General features: G+C 73.6%; 15 protein-coding genes. 8 read left to right on the top strand and 7 right to left on the bottom strand.

Annotated elements, in window-relative coordinates; genetic code table 11:
- Window positions 1-26: 26 nt before the first annotated feature.
- The 3 genes from SFY69_08300 to SFY69_08290 are packed head-to-tail and all read right to left on the bottom strand — an operon-like array spanning window position 27 to window position 2,809.
- Complete coding sequence (locus SFY69_08300; protein MDX2132038.1) at window positions 27-764, bottom strand: DUF695 domain-containing protein; 738 nt, start codon at window positions 762-764, stop codon at window positions 27-29.
- A gap of 4 nt (window positions 765-768) precedes the next feature.
- Window positions 769-1,854 carry a tryptophan--tRNA ligase gene (gene trpS, locus SFY69_08295; GenBank protein ID MDX2132037.1) on the bottom strand — a complete coding sequence of 362 codons (1,086 nt, stop codon included), beginning with the start codon at window positions 1,852-1,854 and terminating at the stop codon, window positions 769-771.
- A 37-nt stretch (window positions 1,855-1,891) separates the two neighbouring features.
- A complete protein-coding gene (locus tag SFY69_08290; protein MDX2132036.1) occupies window positions 1,892-2,809 on the bottom strand; it encodes a CPBP family intramembrane glutamic endopeptidase in 918 nt (305 codons plus the stop codon).
- Here SFY69_08290 and trpC point away from each other — a divergent pair.
- Together trpC and SFY69_08280 are read left to right on the top strand one after the other, a co-directional pair.
- Entirely contained in the window at window positions 2,775-3,602 is an 828-nt protein-coding gene (gene trpC / locus SFY69_08285) for an indole-3-glycerol phosphate synthase TrpC (protein MDX2132035.1), read from the top strand. The two genes, SFY69_08290 and trpC, sit on opposite strands and share 35 nt — an antisense overlap.
- Before the next feature lie 38 nt (window positions 3,603-3,640).
- A complete protein-coding gene (locus tag SFY69_08280) occupies window positions 3,641-5,101 on the top strand; it encodes a TlpA disulfide reductase family protein (GenBank protein MDX2132034.1) in 1,461 nt (486 codons plus the stop codon).
- A gap of 46 nt (window positions 5,102-5,147) precedes the next feature.
- Here the strand turns inward: SFY69_08280 and ppdK are convergent, their stop codons facing one another.
- Window positions 5,148-7,799 carry a pyruvate, phosphate dikinase gene (ppdK, locus tag SFY69_08275; GenBank protein MDX2132033.1) on the bottom strand — a complete coding sequence of 884 codons (2,652 nt, stop codon included), beginning with the start codon at window positions 7,797-7,799 and terminating at the stop codon, window positions 5,148-5,150.
- Window positions 7,800-8,133: 334 nt separating this feature from the next.
- Between ppdK and SFY69_08270 the strand changes: the two genes are divergently transcribed.
- Both SFY69_08270 and SFY69_08265 read left to right on the top strand, forming a co-directional pair.
- Window positions 8,134-9,444: an anthranilate synthase component I family protein gene (locus SFY69_08270; GenBank protein ID MDX2132032.1), complete on the top strand. Its 1,311-nt coding sequence runs from the start codon at window positions 8,134-8,136 to the stop codon at window positions 9,442-9,444.
- Window positions 9,441-9,986, top strand: coding sequence for an NUDIX domain-containing protein (locus SFY69_08265; protein MDX2132031.1), 546 nt, complete (start codon window positions 9,441-9,443; stop codon window positions 9,984-9,986). Before SFY69_08270 ends, SFY69_08265 begins: the two co-directional genes overlap by 4 nt.
- Before the next feature lie 3 nt (window positions 9,987-9,989).
- Here the strand turns inward: SFY69_08265 and SFY69_08260 are convergent, their stop codons facing one another.
- A complete protein-coding gene (locus SFY69_08260) occupies window positions 9,990-11,186 on the bottom strand; it encodes a glycosyltransferase (protein MDX2132030.1) in 1,197 nt (398 codons plus the stop codon).
- 108 nt (window positions 11,187-11,294) lie between these two features.
- Window positions 11,295-13,001, bottom strand: coding sequence for a PfkB family carbohydrate kinase (locus SFY69_08255; GenBank protein MDX2132029.1), 1,707 nt, complete (start codon window positions 12,999-13,001; stop codon window positions 11,295-11,297).
- 112 nt (window positions 13,002-13,113) lie between these two features.
- On the opposite strand from SFY69_08255, the gene SFY69_08250 reads away from it, so the two are divergent.
- The gene (locus SFY69_08250) at window positions 13,114-15,636 is read left to right on the top strand and encodes a hypothetical protein (protein ID MDX2132028.1); all 2,523 of its coding nucleotides are present in this window, start codon (window positions 13,114-13,116) and stop codon (window positions 15,634-15,636) included.
- Here SFY69_08250 and SFY69_08245 read toward each other — a convergent pair.
- Entirely contained in the window at window positions 15,563-16,252 is a 690-nt protein-coding gene (locus SFY69_08245; GenBank protein MDX2132027.1) for a methyltransferase domain-containing protein, read from the bottom strand. The two genes, SFY69_08250 and SFY69_08245, sit on opposite strands and share 74 nt — an antisense overlap.
- Before the next feature lie 98 nt (window positions 16,253-16,350).
- Between SFY69_08245 and SFY69_08240 the strand changes: the two genes are divergently transcribed.
- The 3 genes from SFY69_08240 to SFY69_08230 are packed head-to-tail and all read left to right on the top strand — an operon-like array spanning window position 16,351 to window position 20,455.
- Window positions 16,351-17,571, top strand: coding sequence for a glycosyltransferase (locus SFY69_08240; GenBank protein MDX2132026.1), 1,221 nt, complete (start codon window positions 16,351-16,353; stop codon window positions 17,569-17,571).
- Window positions 17,568-18,986, top strand: coding sequence for a glycosyltransferase (locus SFY69_08235; protein ID MDX2132025.1), 1,419 nt, complete (start codon window positions 17,568-17,570; stop codon window positions 18,984-18,986). The genes SFY69_08240 and SFY69_08235 overlap by 4 nt, the downstream gene beginning before the upstream one ends.
- Window positions 18,983-20,455: a glycosyltransferase gene (locus tag SFY69_08230; GenBank protein MDX2132024.1), complete on the top strand. Its 1,473-nt coding sequence runs from the start codon at window positions 18,983-18,985 to the stop codon at window positions 20,453-20,455. Before SFY69_08235 ends, SFY69_08230 begins: the two co-directional genes overlap by 4 nt.
- Window positions 20,456-20,458: the final 3 nt, after the last annotated feature.

Raw genomic sequence — 20,458 nt, 5'->3', positions numbered from 1 at the left:
GCGAGGTTGACGCGATCGGCCAGCCCCTATTCCACCACCGCCGTCGCCCAGCCGTCGTACACCCCGTCGTGGGACTCGACCATCTCGGTGAGCATCGCCCGCATCTCCTGCACGACGTCCATGGTCACCGCGTGCGTCCGCGTGAGTTGCAGGAAGTACGCCGCCTCGTCGCCTTCTTCGACGCCCCGGTCGGTGACCTCGAACCCCGCGCGGGCGGCGTCGCGTTCCACCGCCGCCGCGGCCTCCTTCGTCGGCAGGTACACGCCGTGGTCCACCGGCCGCTCCTGCTCGAGCCGGTCGCCCTTGGATTCGAGCGTCTCGATCAGCATCCAGTCGAGGTACTGCCCGAACGCCTCGGGGGGCGGGAACATCGCGCCGTACTGCGACCACTCGGGGTCGTCCTGCGAGCCGACCTCCACCGCGCGCTCGCCCATCGCCCGCTTCGCGGCGGGGCCGATGTGCGTCGCCGCCTCGGTCGACGAGTAGTACCACAGGTCCAGCACGCCCGCGCCGCGCACCGTCGCGACGTGCAGCACGCCGTACGCCGCGATCGCCTCGCCGAGCGACTCCTCCGCGTCGTGCAGCGCGTCACGCTCGTCCTGCGAACCCATGCCGTCCTCGCCCGGCTCGGCGAAGGGCACGCGCACCAGCGTGCAGCAGGGGCGCGACGCGTCCGGCGCGTGCTCGCCCAACGCCGTGTTCACCAGGCACGAGAGCACGCCCTCCTCGGCCTCTACCACGTGCCCGATCCACTGCTCGTCCATTCGCTCACCCCCTGTCGTATCCGAGCACCCGCTTCCCGAAGTCCAGTCCCATCGCCTTTTTCGCGAGGTACAGCGTCTCTTCCGCCACGACATTCGCGCGTTTCACGCCGTCTTTGATGATCTCGACGATGCGCGTGTCGCCCGCGGGCGATTCGAACTCGGCCCGGCGTGCCCGCATGGGCTCGAGCAGGCGGTTGATCGCCTCGGCGACTTCGGCCTTGACGTGCCCGTCGCCCAGGTTGTCGCCCCGCCGGTAGCGGTCCTTGAGCTCGGCGACGCGGGCCTCGTCGGTGATGAACGCCTCGACGAACCTGAACAGCACGTTGTCGGGGTCGCCCGGCTCGGTGGGGCTCTGGCGCCCGGTCGTGATCTTGTTGATCTTCTTCTGCACGTCCTTCGCGCTGTCGCTCAGGAAGATCGCGTTGCCCAGGCTCTTGCTCATCTTCTGCGTGCCGTCGCCCACGCCCGGCAGGCGCCCCACGCGACCGATGAGCGCCCGGGGAATCGGGAACACGCCCCCCGCCTGCACATAGTCCGCGTCCTCCGTGCGGTTGGGCACGGCGCAGTACAACTGGTTGAACTTCCGCGCCGCCTTGCGGCACATCTCGATGTGCGGCGCCTGGTCCTCGCCCACCGGCACGTACACCGGGCGGAACGCCAGGATGTCCGCGCACTGCCCCACCGTGTACATCGGGAACCCGAACGAGTACTTGTCCGCCAGCCCCTTGGTCTCGAGCTCGTGGATGAGCGTCGGGTTGCCCATCACGTCATTGAACGACAGCAGCATCGCGAAGTACCACGTCAACTCGGCGATCGCGGGCACCTCGGTCTGCAAAACAATGGTCGAACGCGCGGGGTCGATGCCCGCCGCCAGCCAGTCCTTCACGATCTCGATGGTGTCCTGGCGGATGTCCTGGGGCTTGTCGAAGCGCGTGGTGAAGGCGTGCATGTTCGCGAGCAGGAAGTAGCAGTCGTACTCGTCCTGCAGCGCGACCCGCCGCTCGACGCTGCCCACCCAGTGCCCCAGGTGCAGGCGCCCGGTGGGGGTGTCGCCGGTCAGGATGCGGGGCTTGGATGGGCTGGCGCTCATGGCGGCAAGGGTAGTGCCGGGCGGGCCCGAACGCCGCCTAGGCCGTCGTGATCGCCAGCGCCACGTTGGCCGCGTTGAAGATCGCGTGCATGGCGATGGGCACGCCCAGCGAGCGCGTCCGCTCGTACGCCGCCCCCAGCACGACGCCCAGCGCGCCGATCACCGCGAGCGAGTACCACGCCATGCCCTGCCCGAGGTGGGCGGCGGCGAAGATCACGGACGTGAGCAACACCGCGGCCCAGGGCCGCCCCGTCGCGCGCACCGCCAGCGACTGCAAGAACCCGCGGTACAGCACCTCCTCGAACACCGGCGCGACGAGCACCGCCAGCGCCACCATCAGCCACGCCCAGGGCTCGCGCGGGTTGTCGACCAGCGCCCGCAGCGTCGGGTGCGAGATCTGCTCCGGGGGCTGGCCCGTCGCCAGTCGATGGGCGGCCACACACACGAGGCTCACGCCCTGCACCAGCGGCCAGCCGAGCGCCAAGAGCGCCGCCCCGAGCAGCAGCCCGCGTACACGGATGTGCAGCCCGCTGGCCGGTGCCAACTTCGCCAGGTGGACCGACAGCGAGAGCGCGCACAACAGCCCGCCGGCGTAGCCCCACAACGCCGTCAGCGACTGCGCGCGGAGCGAGGCGTTGCCCGCCCCGCCCAGCACCCACGAGGCGAGCCCCGCGCAGGCGCCCAAGGCCAGCCACGACGCGATCGCCGCGTTCAGCCACAGCCACCACGGGATGCCCGTCACCCGGCGCGCGCGCAGGCGCCACAGTCCGCGCGAGAGCACGAACGCAACCGCCGCGCCGGCCCACGCCAGGTGCAGCAGCGCCCAGGGCTCGAGCAGCCCGCGGAGCGCGCCCGCGTCGGCGGGGCCGGAGGTTGGCGGCGCGCCCAGCGCGACGGACGGCGCGCCAACAATGGCCCCGATGACCAGCCCGATCGCGACGCTCGACCGGATCATCGCGCACAAGCGCGAGGAGGTCGCCCGAGCGAGCCGGGAGACTCCGCTCGACGCGCTCCGCGAGCGATGCGCGCAGGCCGAGCCCCCGCGCAACTTCTTCGCCGCGGTGACGCGCCCCGTGACGCACTCGACGAGCGTGATCGCGGAGATCAAGCGGCGGAGCCCCTCGTCCGGGCTGCTGCGCCGTGAGTACGACACGCGCGACTGGCGGCCGGAGGACATCGCCACAACGTATCACCGCGCCGGCGCCGCGGCGATCTCCTGCCTGACCGACCGCGAGTTCTTCGGGGGGGATCTTTCCTTTATCGCCCGCGTCAAGGCCGCCGTCCCGCTCCCGGTGCTCCGCAAGGACTTCATCATCGACGCGTGGCAGGTGTACGAATCGCGGGCCGCGGGCGCCGACGCCATCCTGCTCATCGCCGAGTGCCTTTCCGAGAGCCTGCTCGTCGACCTGCTCATCCTCGCCCAGCAGCTCCGGCTCACCACGCTGCTCGAGGTGCACAGCCTCGACAATCTCCTGCGCGTGCGTCCGCACGTGGGCTTCCCGCACCGCAGCTACGCGCTGCTGGGCATCAACAACCGCGATCTCGCGACGATGACCGTCGACCTGGGCACCACGCTCCGCATGGCCGAACTCGTCGAGGACCGCACGGTGCTCGTCAGCGAGTCGGGCATCCGCACGCCCGACGACCTGCGGCGTCTGCGCGGGGCGGGGGTCCGCATCGCGCTCGTGGGCGAGCACCTCATGCGCCAGCCCGACCCGGGCGAGGCCCTGCGGGCCCTGCTCGCCTAGGGCGAGCGCCGCCCCCGCGACACGCGAACAATCAGCCGATGCCCCGCGCCCTTCTGATCCTCGCCGTTCTTCTCTTCCTCACCATCCCCGTTCGCGCGCAGGAAGCGGGCGAAGAGGACGCGCCCAAGCTCAACAACCTCCCGCGAACCCCTGCTGCGCAGCCCGGGGCGGCGTCCACGCCGCCCGCCGCGCCGCAGGCAAACCCCGCCCGCGAGCTCTTCGTCCGCGCCGCCCGGTCCATCCGCGAGGCCAAGAGCATCACCTATTCCGCCCGGTCCTACTCCACCGGGTCCTTCCTGGGCAGCACCTCCCGCGCCATCCGCGCCGACGCCCGCCAGGTCCGGGCGCCCGGGGGCATTCTCCCCGGCTGGCGCCTCCGCCTCACCGGGCAGATCTCCGCGCCCGGCGGCAAAGACCCCTGGACCGACTTCGACGTCGCTTGGCTGGTCAACGGCGTCGAGTGGGTCGACCACACCGCCCGCACGGTCATCGAGAAATCCGGCATCGACGCCCGGCGCGCCCGGGGCGTCAACGCGATCGCCGCCGTCCGCCTCGACGACCTCACGTCGCCCCAGCCCTTCGCGCGCGAGCTCGCGGGCTCGGAGTTCGAGCCCCAGCCCACCCAGGACCTCGACGGCACGCGCTGCGAGGGTGTGCTCGTCACCTTCAACGACGGGCGCAACCGCGCGGTCTGGTACTTCAGTGAAGACGACCACCTGCCCCGCCGCGTCGAGCGCATCATCACCAGCAAGGACACCGAGACCGGTCGCGTCGTCCTCGAGTGGACCAACGTCCGCGTAGACACCGCCGACCCGGCGCCCACCCTGCTCGCGAGCCTGCGCGTCGACGTTCCCGAGGGCTACACCGAAGACCGCCCGCCCGCGCCCGTGCCCGTCCCGGGCGCGAACACGCCCGGAGGCCCCACCTTCGAACGCCCCGCCAAGTCCGAGCCGAAGGACCCCGTCAACCCCGCCCCGATCGACCCCGCTCCCGCCGATGCGGCGCCCCCGGCCACCCCCGACCCGACGCCCCCTCCCGCCCCGCGCCTGGCGCCGGAGTTCGAGCTCCGCACGCCAACGGGAGACACCGTGAGCCTCGCGAGCCTGCGGGGCTCTGTCGTGCTGCTCGAGTTCGCCGGCAGTTGGGCCGTGCGTCTGCGCGAGGCGCACGCCGAGCTCGGCCCCGTCCTCGAGCGCGTGCAGGGCCGCAACGTCCGGGCCTACACGCTGGCGGTGCGCGAGAAGTCGCGCGACCTCGCGATCGCCGGGCACGCCCCGCCCTCCGACGCGCTGGGCCTGCTGCTCGACGCGGACGCCACCGCCCGCGCGTTCGGCGCGCACGTCTTCCCGTCGTACGCGATCGTGGACGGCGCGGGCGTGCTCGTCATGCCCCCGACGCGGTACGTCCCCGAGACGACGATGGCGGAACTCTCCGCGGCGCTCGACGCCGCCCTGGGCGAGCCCGCGCCGGGCGCGGACACGCCCCCGCCCGCGCCGTAACGCGACGCCTCTCCGAAACCACACCCGAGCCCGGGCCGCCGGCGGCTTACTTGGCGGCCTTGATCGCCGCCTGCGCCGCCGCCAGCCGCGCGATGGGCACCCGGAACGGCGAGCACGACACGTAGTCGAGCCCTGCGCTGTGGAAGAACCAGACGCTCTTGGGGTCGCCCCCGTGCTCGCCGCAGATCCCCACCTTGAGGTCGGGCCTGGTGGCGCGCCCCTTCTTGACGCCCATCTCCACGAGCTGTCCCACGCCCCCGGCGTCGAGCGTCTGGAACGGGTCGTGCGGGAGGATCTCGCGCGACAGGTAGTCGGGCAGGAACGCCCCCGCGTCGTCGCGCGAGTACCCGAAGGTCATCTGCGTCAGGTCGTTGGTGCCGAACGAGAAGAAGTCGGCCTTCTCCGCGATCTCGTCGGCGGTGATCGCCGCCCGCGGCACCTCGATCATCGTGCCGATCTTGATGTCCAGGCGCGGGCGATAGTCCTCGCTCTCCTTCACCTGCGCGATCACCTGCTCGACCTGCTCGCGCAAGACCGCCAGCTCCTTGCGCGTGCCCACCAGCGGGATCATGATCTCCGGGAACACCTTGATGTTGCTGCGCAGGCAGTCGATCGCGGCCTCCGTGATCGCCCGCACCTGCATCTCCAGCACCTCGGGGTACGTCACGCACAGGCGGCACCCGCGGTGCCCCAGCATCGGGTTCGCCTCGTGCAAGGCCGACACCCGCGTCCGCACCTTCTCCAGGCTCACGCCCAACTGCTGCGCCATCTCCTTCTGCGCCTTCTCCTCGTGCGGCAGGAACTCGTGCAGCGGGGGATCGATCAGCCGGATCGTCACCGGCAGGCCCTTCATCGCCTTGAAGATCCCCATGAAGTCGTCGCGCTGGAAGGGCAGCAGCTTATTCAGCGCCTTCTCCCGCGCCTCGCGCGTCTCCGCCAGGATCATCTCCCGCATCACCTTGATGCGGTCGCCCTCGAAGAACATGTGCTCGGTGCGGCACAGGCCGATCCCCTCCGCCCCGAACCCGCGCGCCCGCTCCGCGTCCTCGGGCGTGTCCGCGTTCGTCCGAACCCCCAGCGTCCGGTACTTGTCCGCCCACTTCATCACCTGCGAGAAGTCCCCCGACAGCTTCGGCTCCACGCTCGCCAGGTGCCCCGCGATGACCTCGCCCGTGCTCCCGTCGATCGAGATCACGTCCTCGCGCCCGAACGTGCGCCCCTTCACCGTCATCTTGCCCTTCACCGGGTCGATCTCGAGCTCGCCCGCGCCCACCACGCAGCACTTGCCCCACCCGCACGCCACCACCGCCGCGTGGCTCGTCCGCCCGCCCGTGCTCGTCAGGATCCCCGCCGCCGAGTGCATCCCCTCCACGTCCTCCGGGCTCGTCTCGCGCCGCACGAGGATGACCTTCTCGCCGTTGTGCGCGCGGTCGACGGCCTCCGCCGCCGTGAACGCCGGCTTGCCCACCGCCGCCCCCGGCGAGGCGGGAATCCCCAGCGTCAGCACGTCCGCGTTCTTCTTCTTCGAGGGGTCGAAGCTGGGCAGCAGCAGCTGCGTCAGGTCCTGCGCGGGGATGCGCAGCAGCGCCGTCTTCTCGTCGATCAGGCGCTCGCGCACCATGTCGCACGCGACGCGCACCGCCGAGAAGCCGTTGCGCTTGCCGGTGCGCGTCTGGAGCATGTACAGCGTCCCGCGCTCGATGGTGAACTCGATGTCCTGCATGTCCCGGTAGTGCTTCTCGAGCTTCGCCTTGATCTCGAGCAGCTGCGCGTAGACCTTCTTGTTCCACTTGGGCATCTGATCCACCTGGATGGGAGTCCGGATGCCCGCGACGACGTCCTCGCCCTGCGCGTTCACGAGGTACTCCCCGTACAGGGCGTTCTCGCCCGTCGCGGGGTTGCGCGTGAAGGCGACGCCCGTGCCCGAGTCGTCGCCCATGTTGCCGTAGACCATCGTCTGGACGTTCACCGCCGTGCCGTTCAGCCCGCTGATGCCCGCGATGCGCCGGTACGAGATCGCCCGCTCGCCCTCCCAGCTCTTGAAGACCGCCTCGATCGCCAGCTCGAGCTGCTTGAACGGGTTCTGCGGGAAGACCTCGCCCTTGAAGCGCTGGTACACCGCCTTGTACGCCTCGCACAGCTCGATCATGCCCTGCTCGGGCACGTCCGTGTCGGCCTTCGCCTTGTACTTCGTCTTGATCTTCGTGAAGGCGTCCTCGAAGTGGTGGTGGTCCACGCCCATCACCACGTCGCCGAACATGTTGATCAGCCGGCGGTACGAGTCGTACGCGAACCGCACGTTGCCCGTGCTCGCCGCCAGCCCCGCCACGCTCGCGTCCGTGAGCCCCAGGTTCAGGATCGTGTCCATCATCCCGGGCATCGACACCGCCGCACCCGAACGCACCGAGACCAGCAGCGGGTTGCCGTTGTCGCCGAACTTCTTCCCCGTCTCCTTCTCGATGAGCGCGATGTTCTTGTGCACCTCGTTCATCAGCCCGTGCGGGAGACGCTGCCCGTTGCGGTAGTACGACGCGCACGTGTCCGTCGTGATCGTGAACCCCGGGGGCACCGGCAGCCCGATGCTCACCATGTCCGCCAGGTTCGCGCCCTTGCCACCGAGCAGCGGCTTCATCTCCGCCGTCCCCTCGCAGCGCGACCTGCCGAAGTAATACACCATCTTCCCCGGCTTGTTCCGCATCGCCGGGGCCGGCTGCGCCGCCTCCTCCGCGCGTCGCGTCAGCTTCTTCATGGACTTCTTCGTGTCCGCCTTGCCGGCGGCGTGCTGGATCGACGGACGGGACTTCGCGCTGGTCATCGAATCCCTTTCTCGCACCCGGTGCGCCGAACTCGCGCCCGCGGAGAACTCCGCGGCTCCACCGCCGCCACGTTCTTCGCCAAGTCCGCGTTCGGGTCCTGATCGGACGCCGGGCTCGCTCCCGTGCGCCACTCCGGGCCGGGCCACAAGTCTAGGAACGGGCCGTCACGGAAGCGAGTTTTCACACCTTTCCCACCCGCCTCCCGTAGCATCCGACGTGTCCTGCCGCCCGATCGACCTCCCGCTCGAGCCGGGCCACGTGCTCGAACGCTGGCCCTCCGACCGCCCCCTCGCCGCCTGCTGGGCCGCCCCGAACGCCCCGCACCGCTGGACCGTCCTCGCCTCGCCGCACCCCGTCCTCGACCCTGCCGACGCCGAACGCCACCTCAGCCTGCCCCTCGCCGCCGGCGGCGCGGCCCAGTGCCCCGAGGCGTCCGCCGACCTGCCTCCCTTCCGGGGCGGGCTCATCGGCTGGGTCGCCTACGACGCCGCCCGCGCGCTCGAGCCCCGTGCCTTCCTCCCGACGCGTTTTCCGCCCGCCGACGCCCCCGACATGGTCTGGGCCCGCTGCCCCGACGCCCTTGCCTACGACGCCCATCGCCGCGTGTGGTGGGCAATCGGCGACGGCGCCGCCCTCGTCGCTGACCTCGAATCAGCGCCCCCGCGCGAGACATTCCGCGTCGGCCCGCTGCGATCGCGCACCGGCCGGGCGGCCTACCTCGCCGCCTGCGCCCGCGTCATCGAGTACATCCGCGCGGGCGACATCTACCAGGCCAACCTCGCCCACCGCCTCGACGCCCCCTTCGAGGGCAGCTCCCGCGCCCTCTGGCGGGCCATGCTCCACGCCGCCCACCCCTGGCACGGCGTGTACGTCGAATCTCCCGCGCACGCCCTCACGATGTGCGGCGTCAGCCCCGAGCTCTTCCTCGAGTTCGACCCCGCCTCCCGGCGCCTCACCACCCGCCCCATGAAGGGCACGCGCCCCGCGACGCCCGGCGCCAGGGCCGACCTCGAGCACAGCCCCAAGGACCGCGCCGAACTCGCGATGATCGTCGACCTCATGCGCAACGACCTGGGCCGCGTCTGCGAACTCGGCTCCGTCCGCGTCGATCGCCCGCGCGACATCGATCGCCACGCCGCCCTCTGGCAGGCGACCGCCACCGTGTCGGGCACGCTCGAGCACGGGCGCAGCGCGCTGGACGTGCTCCGGGCCGCGTTCCCCTGCGGCTCGGTCACGGGCGCCCCCAAGGTCCGCGCCATGCAGATCATCGACGAACTGGAGCCCGAGCCCCGGGGCCCGTACTGCGGGCTGGCCGGGTTCGTGTCCGACCACGGCGCGTTCTCGTGGGCCGTGTCCATCCGCACCGCGATCGTGCGTCACGCCGCGTCGGGCGCGCGCCTGCACTACAGCGTCGGCGCGGGCATCGTCGCCGACAGCGACCCGCCGGGCGAGTGGCGCGAGACGCTCGCCAAGGCCGCCGCGCTCCGCAAGGCCCTGCGCACCCCCGCCGGGAGCACCCGCCCGTGACCGACCGTCCGCCCGTCAGCGCCCCGCCCGGCCCGCGCCTCCGCACCGATCTCGTCGACGTCTACGTCTTCCGCCGCCCCGACGGGCGTGCCCCCGAGTTCCTGCAACTGCGGCGCGCCCGCCCGCCGATGCACGGCACGTGGCAGCCGGTGATGGGGCACGTCGAGCCGGGCGAGTCCGCGCCGCACGCCGCCCTGCGCGAACTGCAAGAAGAAACTGGCCTGTCGCGCACCAGCCCCGCGCTGCGGGGCTTCTGGGCCCTGGAGAGCGTCCACCCGTTCTACCTCGCGGGGCGCGACGAGATCGTGCTCTCGCCCCGCTTCGCCGTCGAGGTCGACCCCGCGTGGAAGCCCGACCTCACCCGCGACCCCGCCCACCCGCACGAGCCCGCCCATGACGATGCCCGGTGGACCGCCAGCGCCGACGCGTTCATCTGGCCGGGCCAGCGCGCGTGCATCGCCGAGATCTACGCCCTGATCCTGCCCGAGGTCTCGCCCGTGCGGGCCGTGCTCGCGATCGATCCCGCGACGGTGGCGCGGTAGGTCCTAGGCCGCCTCGCCCCGCGCGCCCGCCTCGACCGCGCGATCGGAAGCCGCTGGCGACGCTCGGCGCGACGGGCGGCGCACGTTCGTCGCCTCCCGCCCGATGTCCCACGGCGCCAGCACCATCGGCAGGTGCGGCGCGTGCCACCGGCGACGCCGGTCGATCGCGTCGAGCATCGGCCCCGGCGAGAGCGTGCCCACCACGCGCACCGCGGCTTCCTCGCTCTCCCCCGCCAGGCGCACGCCCAGTTCTTCCAGCGCCCGCACGACGGCCCAGGCGTTCTTGCCCTCGTCCACCAACGCCGCGCTCGCGAACGGACGCGCCGCGTGGGCCCGCCCCAGCGCGGCCCGTGCCGCCGCCAGCCCGGTGAACCGGTCCCACAGGTCGTGCGACATGGGCGTGCGGGGTTGCTCGCGCACGGTCTCGCGCAGCGCCGTCAGGCCTCGCCCGAACCCGTCCAGCGCGCGCTCCTTCACGGCGATCGCCCGGTAGCGCCGGCGCACCTCGCGGAGGCGCTCCAGCCGCTCGTGCTCCGGCGCGTACCGCTGCATCACCCACCCGTTGTTGCGCACCAGGCGCTCCAGGATCAGGTTCATGTCGCGGTTGGCGCTCACCTTCTCGTGACGCACGCGGAACGCCGGCTCGAACGCCACCCGCAGCCCCGCCAGCAGCATCTTCGCGGCCAGGTCGTACTCCTCGGCGTAGTAGCCGAACGCCGGGTCGTACCCGCCCAGTCGCAGGAAGACCTCGCGCCGGATCGCCACCCCGCAGCCGATGAACACCTCGGGCAGCCCGCCCGATTCGCGCACGCCGAACGTCTCGCCCGCCGGTTCCTGCAGCCAGATGTCCGCCGACACCGCGCCCACGTCCGCCCCCTGGCGGGCCAGCACGCCCGCGAACCCCAGGTCAAGCGGGTACGAGTCGTCGTCGAGCATGACGATCCACGCGCTCCGCGGGTCCGAGGCGCGCACGCCGTGGTTCCGGGCCGCCGCACCTTCGTTCGTGGGCAGCAGCACCTGGCGCACGCCGATGCCCCCCGCCAGCACGCGGGGCAGCACCAGCCGCTCGCGCGAGTCGTTGTCGACGATCACGACTTCGGCCCCGCCCGCCGCGGCGTGATCGCCGAGCATCGTCAGCCGGTGCAGCGTGGCGCGCAAGCGCTCGGGTCGGTCGCGGGTCGGGATGACGTACGAGATCATGCGTGTGCGCCCTGCGTGTCGGTCGTCGGACGGCCCGGGCACCCGCCCCGGCCCCGGCGGTGCATCCGCAACCGCGGTGCCGTGTCGTTCGGACTTTGCCGGCGGCGGTTACCCCGCACGGCTCATCGCCGGAGCCCGCCCCGCCCCCGGATCACCCGAATAGGTGAGATGCGAGGCGTGCACCCGAGCGATCAGATGCCGCAGATCGTGCGCCGTCACCGGGAGATTCCCCAGTCGCTGCACCTCGACCCCCGCCGCGACCGCCCCCAGGAACGCCGCCTGCAGCATGGTGCCCCCGGAGGACAGCGCGAGCGTCGCGGTCGTCAGCAGCGCGTCGCCGCAGCCGAGCGGGTCGAGCGGGATGGGCACCAGCGCCGGGACGTGCTGCGAGTCCAGGCGGGTTCGCCACTCGTCGCCCGCGCTCGCCGCGTCGGGCAGGCGGTCGAACGCGATCAGCCCCTCGGACCCCATCGTGATGATCGCCCCGCGCGAGCGGGTTTCTTCCAGCAGCCTCCACACGACCAGCGGCAGGCCCTCGGCGTGCAGGCGCAGCGCCTCGCGCGCCTCGGACTCGCTGGGGCACAGCAGGTCCATCTGCGAGAACCCCGCCAGCGACGAGCGCTTCCCGCTCACGTCTCCCGACAGCACGCCCGACACCGGGCGCAGCGCCCGCGTCAGCGCGCCCAGCGTGCTCGGCGTGAAGAGCCCGAGCCCGAAGTCCGCCACGATCGCCGCGTCGCACCGCCCGGCCTCGCGCCCCAGGCCCAAGTCCAGCGGATCGCCCGCGCGGCTTTCCGCCGCCGCCTCCCGCGCCATCCGGCGCAGGTGCTCGTGCTGCGTCTGGTCCAGCACCAGGGGCTCGACCAGGTCCAGCTTCATCACCTTCTGCGAGCCCACGAGAAAGCGCTGCTTCTCTCCCAGCGGCGCGTCGACCTTCAGCGATCGCACCTCGATGCCCTCGCCCTCCAGGCGCGTGCGGACGCCCGCGCCGTCGGGCCCGTCCGGCAGCGCCGTCACCAGCACCGCCCGCGCGCCCAGCGCCGTCGCGTGGCGTGCGATGATCGCCGCCCCGCCGTCGTAGTGGCGTGCCTCCAGCGGGCGCAGGGTCATCATCGCGCTCTCGCCCGCCACCTCGGGGCGATCGCAGAAGATGTACGTGTCGCGGATCACCTCGCCCACGACCACCACCCGCCGCCCCCGGAACCCCGCGATGAGTTCGTACAGCGCCTGCCCGGACAGGCTCGGGTGCCCTTCCAGGGCCTTGAGGCGCTGCAGGTATGGGTCCGCGCTGCGTTCCAGCGCCGCGATCAGCGCGGTCGAACTGAACACCACGTCGCCGGAGGTAAACACCACCTTCCCGCCGTGGCGCTCCACGACCTTCCGCTCCGCCGCAAACCGCGGGTCGTGGTTGGTCTCGTATTCCTTGCCCTTGACGTACACATCCGGGCGCACGGCCTCGAGCAGGTCCGCCGCCGTCGCGTGCCGGTCGACGTGCACGAGGTCGACGCAGTCGAGCGCCGCGAGGTTCTCGGCGCGCAGTTCCTCGGGGATCAGCGGGCGTCCGTCGCCCTTGCGCACGCCCGGATCGGGCGAGATCGTTACCAGCAGCAGGTCGCCCAGGGCCCGCGCCTGACGCAGGTGCCGGATGTGCCCGGGGTGCACGATGTCGAAGCACCCGTGACACTGCACGAGTCGCCGCCCCTCCGCGCGCGCCGCCGCCCGCGCGCGGGCCAGCCCCGCCGCGTCGACGATCTTCCCCGCCACGCCCCGCGGCATGCCGCCCGGCACTTCTCCGTTCGTCCCTCGGTCCCACATGCGTGCCCTTCTATCGGCTCGCTCCCGCCCGTGGCACGCGAAAGCGCCCGCGTCCGTCCCGCCCGCGGCCCCCGCTGGCGAGCCGCACGCCCGCCGGTCGATACTCCAGCCCGTGACCCAGGCCCCCGCCGCCCCAAGCCGTGCCTCGCTCTCGCGCGATGACCTGGTCCGCATCGGGCGCGACGGGCGTCCCTGGGAGTTCCTCCCGCTCGCCGCCGCCGCCCTCGCCCTGGCCCCCGCCGATCACGGGCTGCGGTTCCTCGCCGCGGCCAATCTCGCGCGCCTCGGCCTCAAGGCCCTCGCCGAGGAACTGCTCCTCAGCCTCCCCGACGCCGTCCGCGATCACCCGGATATCCGTGGCCTCGCGAGCGCACTTTCCGCGCTCCCGCGCGATCTGCTCTCGCCCGACGTCCGCATGCACACGCTGCGCACCAACCTCGACGCCTGCCCGGCGCTCGCGGCGTCGCTCCACGAGCATCTGGGCGCGTGGACGCTCCGCCAGCCGGGCGTCGAGTGGTACCGGGCGCTGGACGGCACGATCGTGCGTCGTGCCGCGGCCGCCCCGCGCGCCGACCTGCGCGTGCTCGCCTGGCTCGCGAATGCCCGGGCCCAGGGCGTGGCCGCCGCCAAGAGCCTCCGCCCGCCCGACGCGCTCTACGCCTCGCCCGCCGTCATCGAAGGGCTCGACCCGCCCTGGACGCTCCTCGAAGCCTGGCGTGCGACCATGCCGGACTCCAACGGCTACCGCCCGCGTCTGTGGGTCGTGCAGGCCGACCCGGGCGAGGCCCTCGACGGGCTGGCGTCCGCAGATCTTCGCGAACCCCTCGCCGACGCGCGGGTCCGCGTGCTCGTCGGGCCCGACGCCGGCGCACGCCTCCGCGCGGACCTCGCATCGCGCCACGCCGAGATCCTGCCGGGGCTGGTGCTCTCCAGCCCGTTCGTGCGTGCGCGCGTGTCGCCCGCGCTCGGCGAGGTGCTCTCCGCGTCATTGGAAGCCCAGGGCCGGGAACTGGACACGCTGCACGCGCGCGTGCAGGCCCGCTACGCCCCGCGCGACCGCGCGTTCTGGGCGGCCCGGTACGACGCCGCCCGCGCGGGCGGGCCCCCGCTGCGCGTGCTGGTTCCCATCAGCCGGCACAGCACGTTCGTGCGGCACGCCGCCGACGACCTCGCCCGTGCGCTCCGCGACGCCGGCTGCGTCTGCGAGGTGCTCACCGAGCCCGACGCGCACGCGCGCCTCTCGGCGGTCGCGTACGTCGAGGCGCTCGACCGGCTCGACCCGGACCTCATCGTGCTCGTGAACTTCACGCGCCGGGCGATCGGCGAGGCCATCCCCGCGAACGTCCCGTTCGTCACGTGGATCCAGGACGCGATGTCGCACCTCCTCGACGCCGAGGAAGGGCGCGCCCAGGGCCCGCTCGACCTCGTCGCCGGGCACCTGCTCCCCGAGCTCTTCGGCACGTTCGGCTACCCGCGCGAGCGCACGCTCGCCTTCCCCGTCGTCGCCAGCGAGGCCAAGTTCCACGACGCGCCCGTCGACCCCGCGCTCGCCGCCCGACTCGCCTGCGACATCGCCTTCGTGACCCACCACAGCGAAGCGCCCGAGGCCATGCTCGCCCGCCTGCTCGCGGGCGTGGAACGCGGCGGCCCGCGCCGGGCGACGCTCGAACGCATCTGGCAGCGCACGCGAGAGCACGTCGCGGGCGCCAGCCCCGCCCCCGGCGACGCCGAGGTCCGAGCGATCGCGCTCGACGAACTGCGGCGCGAGCTCGGCGCCGACCCGCCCGGCGCGCTTCTCGCCCACGTCACGCGCTCCTTCGCGCTGCCCCTGGCCGATCGCCTGCTCCGCCACCAGACCATCGCGTGGGCCTCGGACATCTGCGAGCGCCGGGGCTGGAGGCTCCGCCTGTACGGGCGCGGGTGGGACGCGCACCCGGCGTTCGCCCGCTGGGCCCACGGCGACCTCGAGCACGCCGAGACGCTGCGTGCCGCGTACCGGTGCGCGGGCGTCACGATCCACGCGAGCATCACCACGACCACGCACCAGCGCGTGATGGAGTGCGCGCTCAGCGGCGGGCTGCCAGTGTGCCGCCTGCTCAAGCCCGACTTCGACGACCTCACGTTCCGCGCGGCCCTCGAAGCATCGCGGCGGGAAGAGCCCACGGTGTGCCACGTCGGCACGCGCCTGGGCGGGCACCTCGCGCACGACCACCCCGAATGCCGCGACCTGATGGACGCCCGGCGCGGGCTGGGCCTGACGACCGACGACTGCATCTGGGTGAGCGAACGCCGCCGCCGGATCTACCTGGAACGCGACATCCTCCCCGCGTTCGAGACCACGCCCCAGTGGCTGCTGGGCGGGCTGGGCGAGGGCGCGTTCCGCGACGCACCCGGGCTCGAACGCCTCGCGGAGCGCGCGATCGGCGACGGCGCGTGGCGGCGTGCGCGCTCGTCGGGCATCGCGTCGCGCGTGCGCACGCGCTACACCCACCGCGTGTTCGCCCGGTCGCTGCTCGGGTTCGTGCACGGCGCGCTGGCCAGCCGGCCGGCCGGCGCGCCCTCTACGCCCGGCGGAGCACCGCCCACATCGTGCCCAGGCGCAGGTTCAGCGAGTCCATCACGTCCGTCCCGTTGACGATCCACGACAGATTGCCCACGCTCTCAAAGTCCATCTGCTCGACGTCGAACCCGTTGCGGGCGGCCCCGGTCTCGACGAACGCCCGCGCGTCCTCCGCGCCGAAGAACCAGCGGTGCCGGTCGGGCGGCGGCTGCGACGGCAGCCCGTAGTACTTCAGCCGCCCCTTCGCCCCGTCGCGCAGCGCGTCCAGCAGGCAGCGCACGGGGTTCGGGAGCGAGACGACCACGTGCCCGTTCGCGACGCGGCAGAGCTCGTCGAACACCCCGTGACAGCGCTCCAGGTGCTCCAGCACGTCCGTGCACACCACCGTGTCGTACGACCGGTTTGCGAGGGGCAGCGGGCTCGCGTCCAGGTTCAGCACGATGTCCGACCCCGGCGCCATGTCGACGCCCGTGTAGCGGGACGGGCTCGCGACCAGCGCCCGCAGCGGCGCCTTGTCGCACCCGACGTCGAGCACGCTCCCGTGCAGGATCGGGGCGTACTTCTCCGCGATGTACCGCGCCTTGGTCTCGCGGTCGGTGTAGCGGTACGCCGTCGCGTACCGGGGCTCGCCCGTCGGCGTGCCCGTGGAGGCCGCGGGACCGGTCGTGCTCGCTGTGGCCAGGGTCGTCATGGGTCCTCCGATCCGAGTTATCGGCGCTCCGGGAACTGGCCTTCGGAGTTTTCCCCCCCGCCCCGCACGGCCGATAAGTACCCGGCATGACTCCAGGCGTGTCGGTAGCGCTCCCGGTTCACCGCGACGACGGCGGCCTCGCCGAGGCCTTCGCGTGCATCGCCGCGCAGCGCGACGTCGATCTCGAGATCCTGCTCGTCCTCAACGGCGCCGACGCCCCCACCGCCCGCACCGCCCGCGACCTCGCGGGGAGCGACCCGCGCGCCCGGGTCATCGAGTTGCCCGGCGCCAACCTCGCCGCCGGGCTCAACGAGGCCCTCCGCCGCGCCCGGCACGCGCTCGTCGCGCGCATGGACGCCGACGACCGCTGCCCGCCCGACCGCCTCGCGCGACAGGCCGCCGCGATGCACGCCGCGCCGAACCTCGCGGCGCTGGGCACGGCGTACGAACGCGTCGGGCCCGACGGCGCGCGCATCGACCGCGTCCTGCCCCCGACCGACCCGCGCGAGACCCGCTGGCGCCTGCTGCTCGAGAACGTCTTCTGCCACGGCTCGATGATGCTGCGCCGCGACGCCGTCCTGGCAGTCGGCGGGTACGACGAGCGCTGCACCCGGGCGCAGGACTACGACCTCTGGCTGCGCCTCGCCCGCGCCGCCGACCTCGCGAACCTGCCCGACGTGCTGTACACCTACCGCGTGCGCGACGCGGACGCGCCCAGCGCTAACTGCGCCGCGCAGGCGGCCGTCGCGGCCGGCGCCCCGCTCGACGCGCTCGCCTTCCTGCCCGACGCCCCCGACCCCCAGGCCCGGCGCGCCCTGCGCGACGCGCTCGCCCGCCAGATCGCCGCGAACGCGCCCGACCCCGACGCCATCGGCGCGCTCCTGACACGGGACGGCCCGTCCCGCGAGGGGATCCACGCGTACCTGCTCGCGCACTGGCGCCGCGCGGGCGCCCTGCACCACGCCGCCGACGCCGGACGCGTCGCGTGCCTGCGCGACGTCGGGCGGCACATGCGCGACGCGGGCGCGCGCGAGGTCACCCTGTGGGGCGCGGGCGCCGGCGCCGCGTGGATCATCGATCGCCAGCACGACCTCGCCCTGCCCATCGCCGCCATCGTCGACGACGCCCCGCCCGACACCACCCGGCACGGCCTGCGCGTCTCGCGCCCCGACTCGCTCGCCCCCGGCGCGCACGTGCTCATCGCCAGCGAGCGGTTCGCGGACGCCATCTGGCGCGCGAGCGAGCCCCACCGCGCGCGGGGCGTGCATGTCTGGCGGCTCGCGCCCGTCCGCGGCCCGCGCGCGGAGGCCGCCCGATGACCCCGCCCCCGCTCGTCAGCGTCGTCGTCCCGCTGTTCAACAGCGCGTCCACCGTGCGAGACACGCTTGCGTCGCTGCGCGCCCAGTCGCTGCGCGACTGGCACTGCATCGTCGTTGACGACGGCTCGACCGACGACGGCCCGGCGCTCGTCCGCGCCCTCGCGCAGGACGACGCCCGCCTCGAGCTCGTGCACCAGGCCAACCGCGGGCTCGCGGGGGCGCGCAACGCCGGCCTCCCGCGCTGCCGCGGGCGCTACGTGTACTTCCTCGACGCCGACGACCTCGCCCTCCCCGGCGCACTGGCGGCGCTGGTCGACGCCTGCGAGCGCACGCCCCGCGCCACCGGGGCGGCGTACGGAGGGATCGAGTTCCGCGACGAGCGTGCCACGCTCCTCGACGCCTCGCCCCACGAGGCCCGCCACGACGTCGGCCTACACGAACTGCTCGCGGGCAACCCGTTCATCGTGCATTCCACCATGCTCCGGCGCGATCTCCTCGGCGACGACCGCTTCGACGAGCGCCTCCGCGTGGGCGAGGACTACGACCTGTGGCTGCGCCTCGCGTCGCGCGGCGTGCGCTGGGCCGGCACGCCCGCGCTCGTCGCGGGGTACCGCCTGCGCGCCCGCAGCCTGAGCCGCGACTTCGGCGCGATGCTGCGCGTGGGCCAATCGTCGGTGCGGGGCGGCTTCGCGCGGGCGCGTCTCGCGCCGGGGCCCGCGTGCGACGCTTCTCCCGCGCGCGAACGCGCCGTGCTCGCGCGTCTCGCGCTCGACTACGCGACCATGGCCGCCGTGGCGCCCGGGGGCGATGCGCGTCTCGCGCTCGGCGTGATGCGCGACGGGCTGGCGCCCGACGATGGCTTCGCGCCGGGCACGCTCGAGCCGGACGCGTTCGCCGCGGCGCTCTACTGGGGCGTGCTGTACGGGCGGTGCGAGCGCCCGTTCCTTCGCCCGACCGACGGGCTGCCCGCGTGGTGGGCGCTTGCCGAGCGATGGTGGGACGTCTGCGCCGCGTCGGGCATGCTGCGTGATCCACGCGGCACGCGCCGGGCGGCGGCCGCGCGACTGCTCGACCCGGTCGCGATCGCCGACCGCCTGCTCGACCGCGTGCCCGGCCCGGGCGTCACGGTCGTCGGCTGCGGGCGCAACGGACGCGCGCTGATCGCCCGTGCCATTGAGCGTTCGCTCCGCGTGCGCGTGCGAGACGACCGTCCGCCCGGCGCGCTGGGCGCGCTCCCGCCGGGCGTCGAGCCCGAGCCTATGGACGCGCCGTGGGGGCTGCCGCCGGTCGTGACGCCCCTGCACGACGAGGCGCTGGCCCCGCGATTCCCGGGTGCGCCGCGCTGGCGCGACGCGCTGGCGGCCCTCGTGCGCGAGGCCGTTGCGTCGCGCGACCCGCGAGAGGCCGCCGCGTGACCCCGCTCGTCTCGTCGATCATCCCCGCCTTCAACGCCGAGGCGACGCTCGCCCGCGCGCTCGACTCGCTGCTCGCGCAGAGCGTCCCCGCGTGGGAGGCGATCGTCGTGGACGACGGCTCGACCGACGGCACGGGCGCGCTCGCCCGCGCGTACGCCGCCCGAGATCGGCGCATCCGCGTGGTCTCGCAGCCCAACGCCGGCCCGTCGATCGCCCGCAACCAAGGGATCGGCCTGGCCTCGGGCGCGTTCGTTTACTTTCTCGACGCCGACGACTGGCTGCTGCCCGCCGGGTTCGAAGGCCTGCTCGGCGGGGCGGGCGCGGGCGACGCGGCGTGCGGCGCGACCCTGCTGTGCGACCCCGCCGGGCGCACGCTGCACCGCATCGCCGCCGGGCCCGGCGTGGTCGACGAGCACAGGCTCGCGCTCGGCAACGCGCTCTGCACGGGCTCGCACCTTGTGCGCCGCGCTCGCTACGACGCCGAGAAGTTCGACCCCGCGCGCCGCGCCGCCGAAGACTTTGACCTCTGGTCGCGCCTCGCCGCCCGCGGGCTGCGCTGGACGCCCGTCGACGCCGACGTGTCGGTCCACCGCGTCATGCCGGCGGGGCTCAGCAGCGACGTCGCGGGGATGCTGCGCGCGGTGCGGGAGATCCTGTCCCGCTCGCGCGAGCGGCTCGCGCTCGAGCCCGCCGGCCGCGCCGCGCGAGCCGGTGCGCCCGCGCGCGCCGCGCTGGAGTTCTGCACGCTCCGTGCGGCGGGCGACGCCACGCCCGAACGCGCCGTCGACATGTGGCGCGCCGACCCGACGCTCGACGCCCCCGGGGTGATCTCCCCCGCGCACACCGCCGACGCTGCGCGGTGGGCGCCGGTGCTCGTGCGCGCCGTGCACGAGTCGTCGGCGTCGGCGTGGGAGGTGTGGCCGGGGGTGCTGCGCTGGTGGCGCGCGTGCGAACGTGCGGGCTGGGGCGCGCCGGGCTTCGCCCGCGACGCCGCCGCGTGCCTCGCGCCGCTGCTCGTTGCGCCAGAGGCGATCATGGACGCGCTCTTGCACGGGCTCGAGCCGCCAGACGCGGTGCTCGTCGCGGGCTATGGCACGAACGGGCGCCTGCTCGTCGATGCGGCGCGAGCGCGCGGGCTCGACGTCGACATCCACGACGATCGTTTGCCCGCCGGCGCGGGGGCTTCCGCGGCTGTCGCGTCCCAGGCGGGGGCTTCCGCGCCCGCGTTTCCACCCTCGGGGCCAGAAGGGCTCAGCCACCACAGTGCTTCGCGCCCCCAGGATTCACTCCGCCCGAAGGATCCGCTCCGCCCCGACACGCGCGCCGTCATCGTCACGCCGCTCGACGACGAACGCCTCGCGTCCCGCTGGGCGGGCGACCTGCGCCTCCGCCGGTGGCGCGTCGTGCGAGACGAACTCGCCGCGACGATCGATGGCCGCCTCGCGACGCTCCTCGACGCCGTCTCCTAGGTC

It is taken from the genome of Planctomycetota bacterium (genome assembly GCA_033763975.1).
GTDB lineage: Bacteria > Planctomycetota > Phycisphaerae > Phycisphaerales > UBA1924 > RI-211.
The sequence above is the reverse complement of the archived record's forward strand: the minus strand, read 5'-3'. Positions and strand labels throughout refer to the sequence as shown.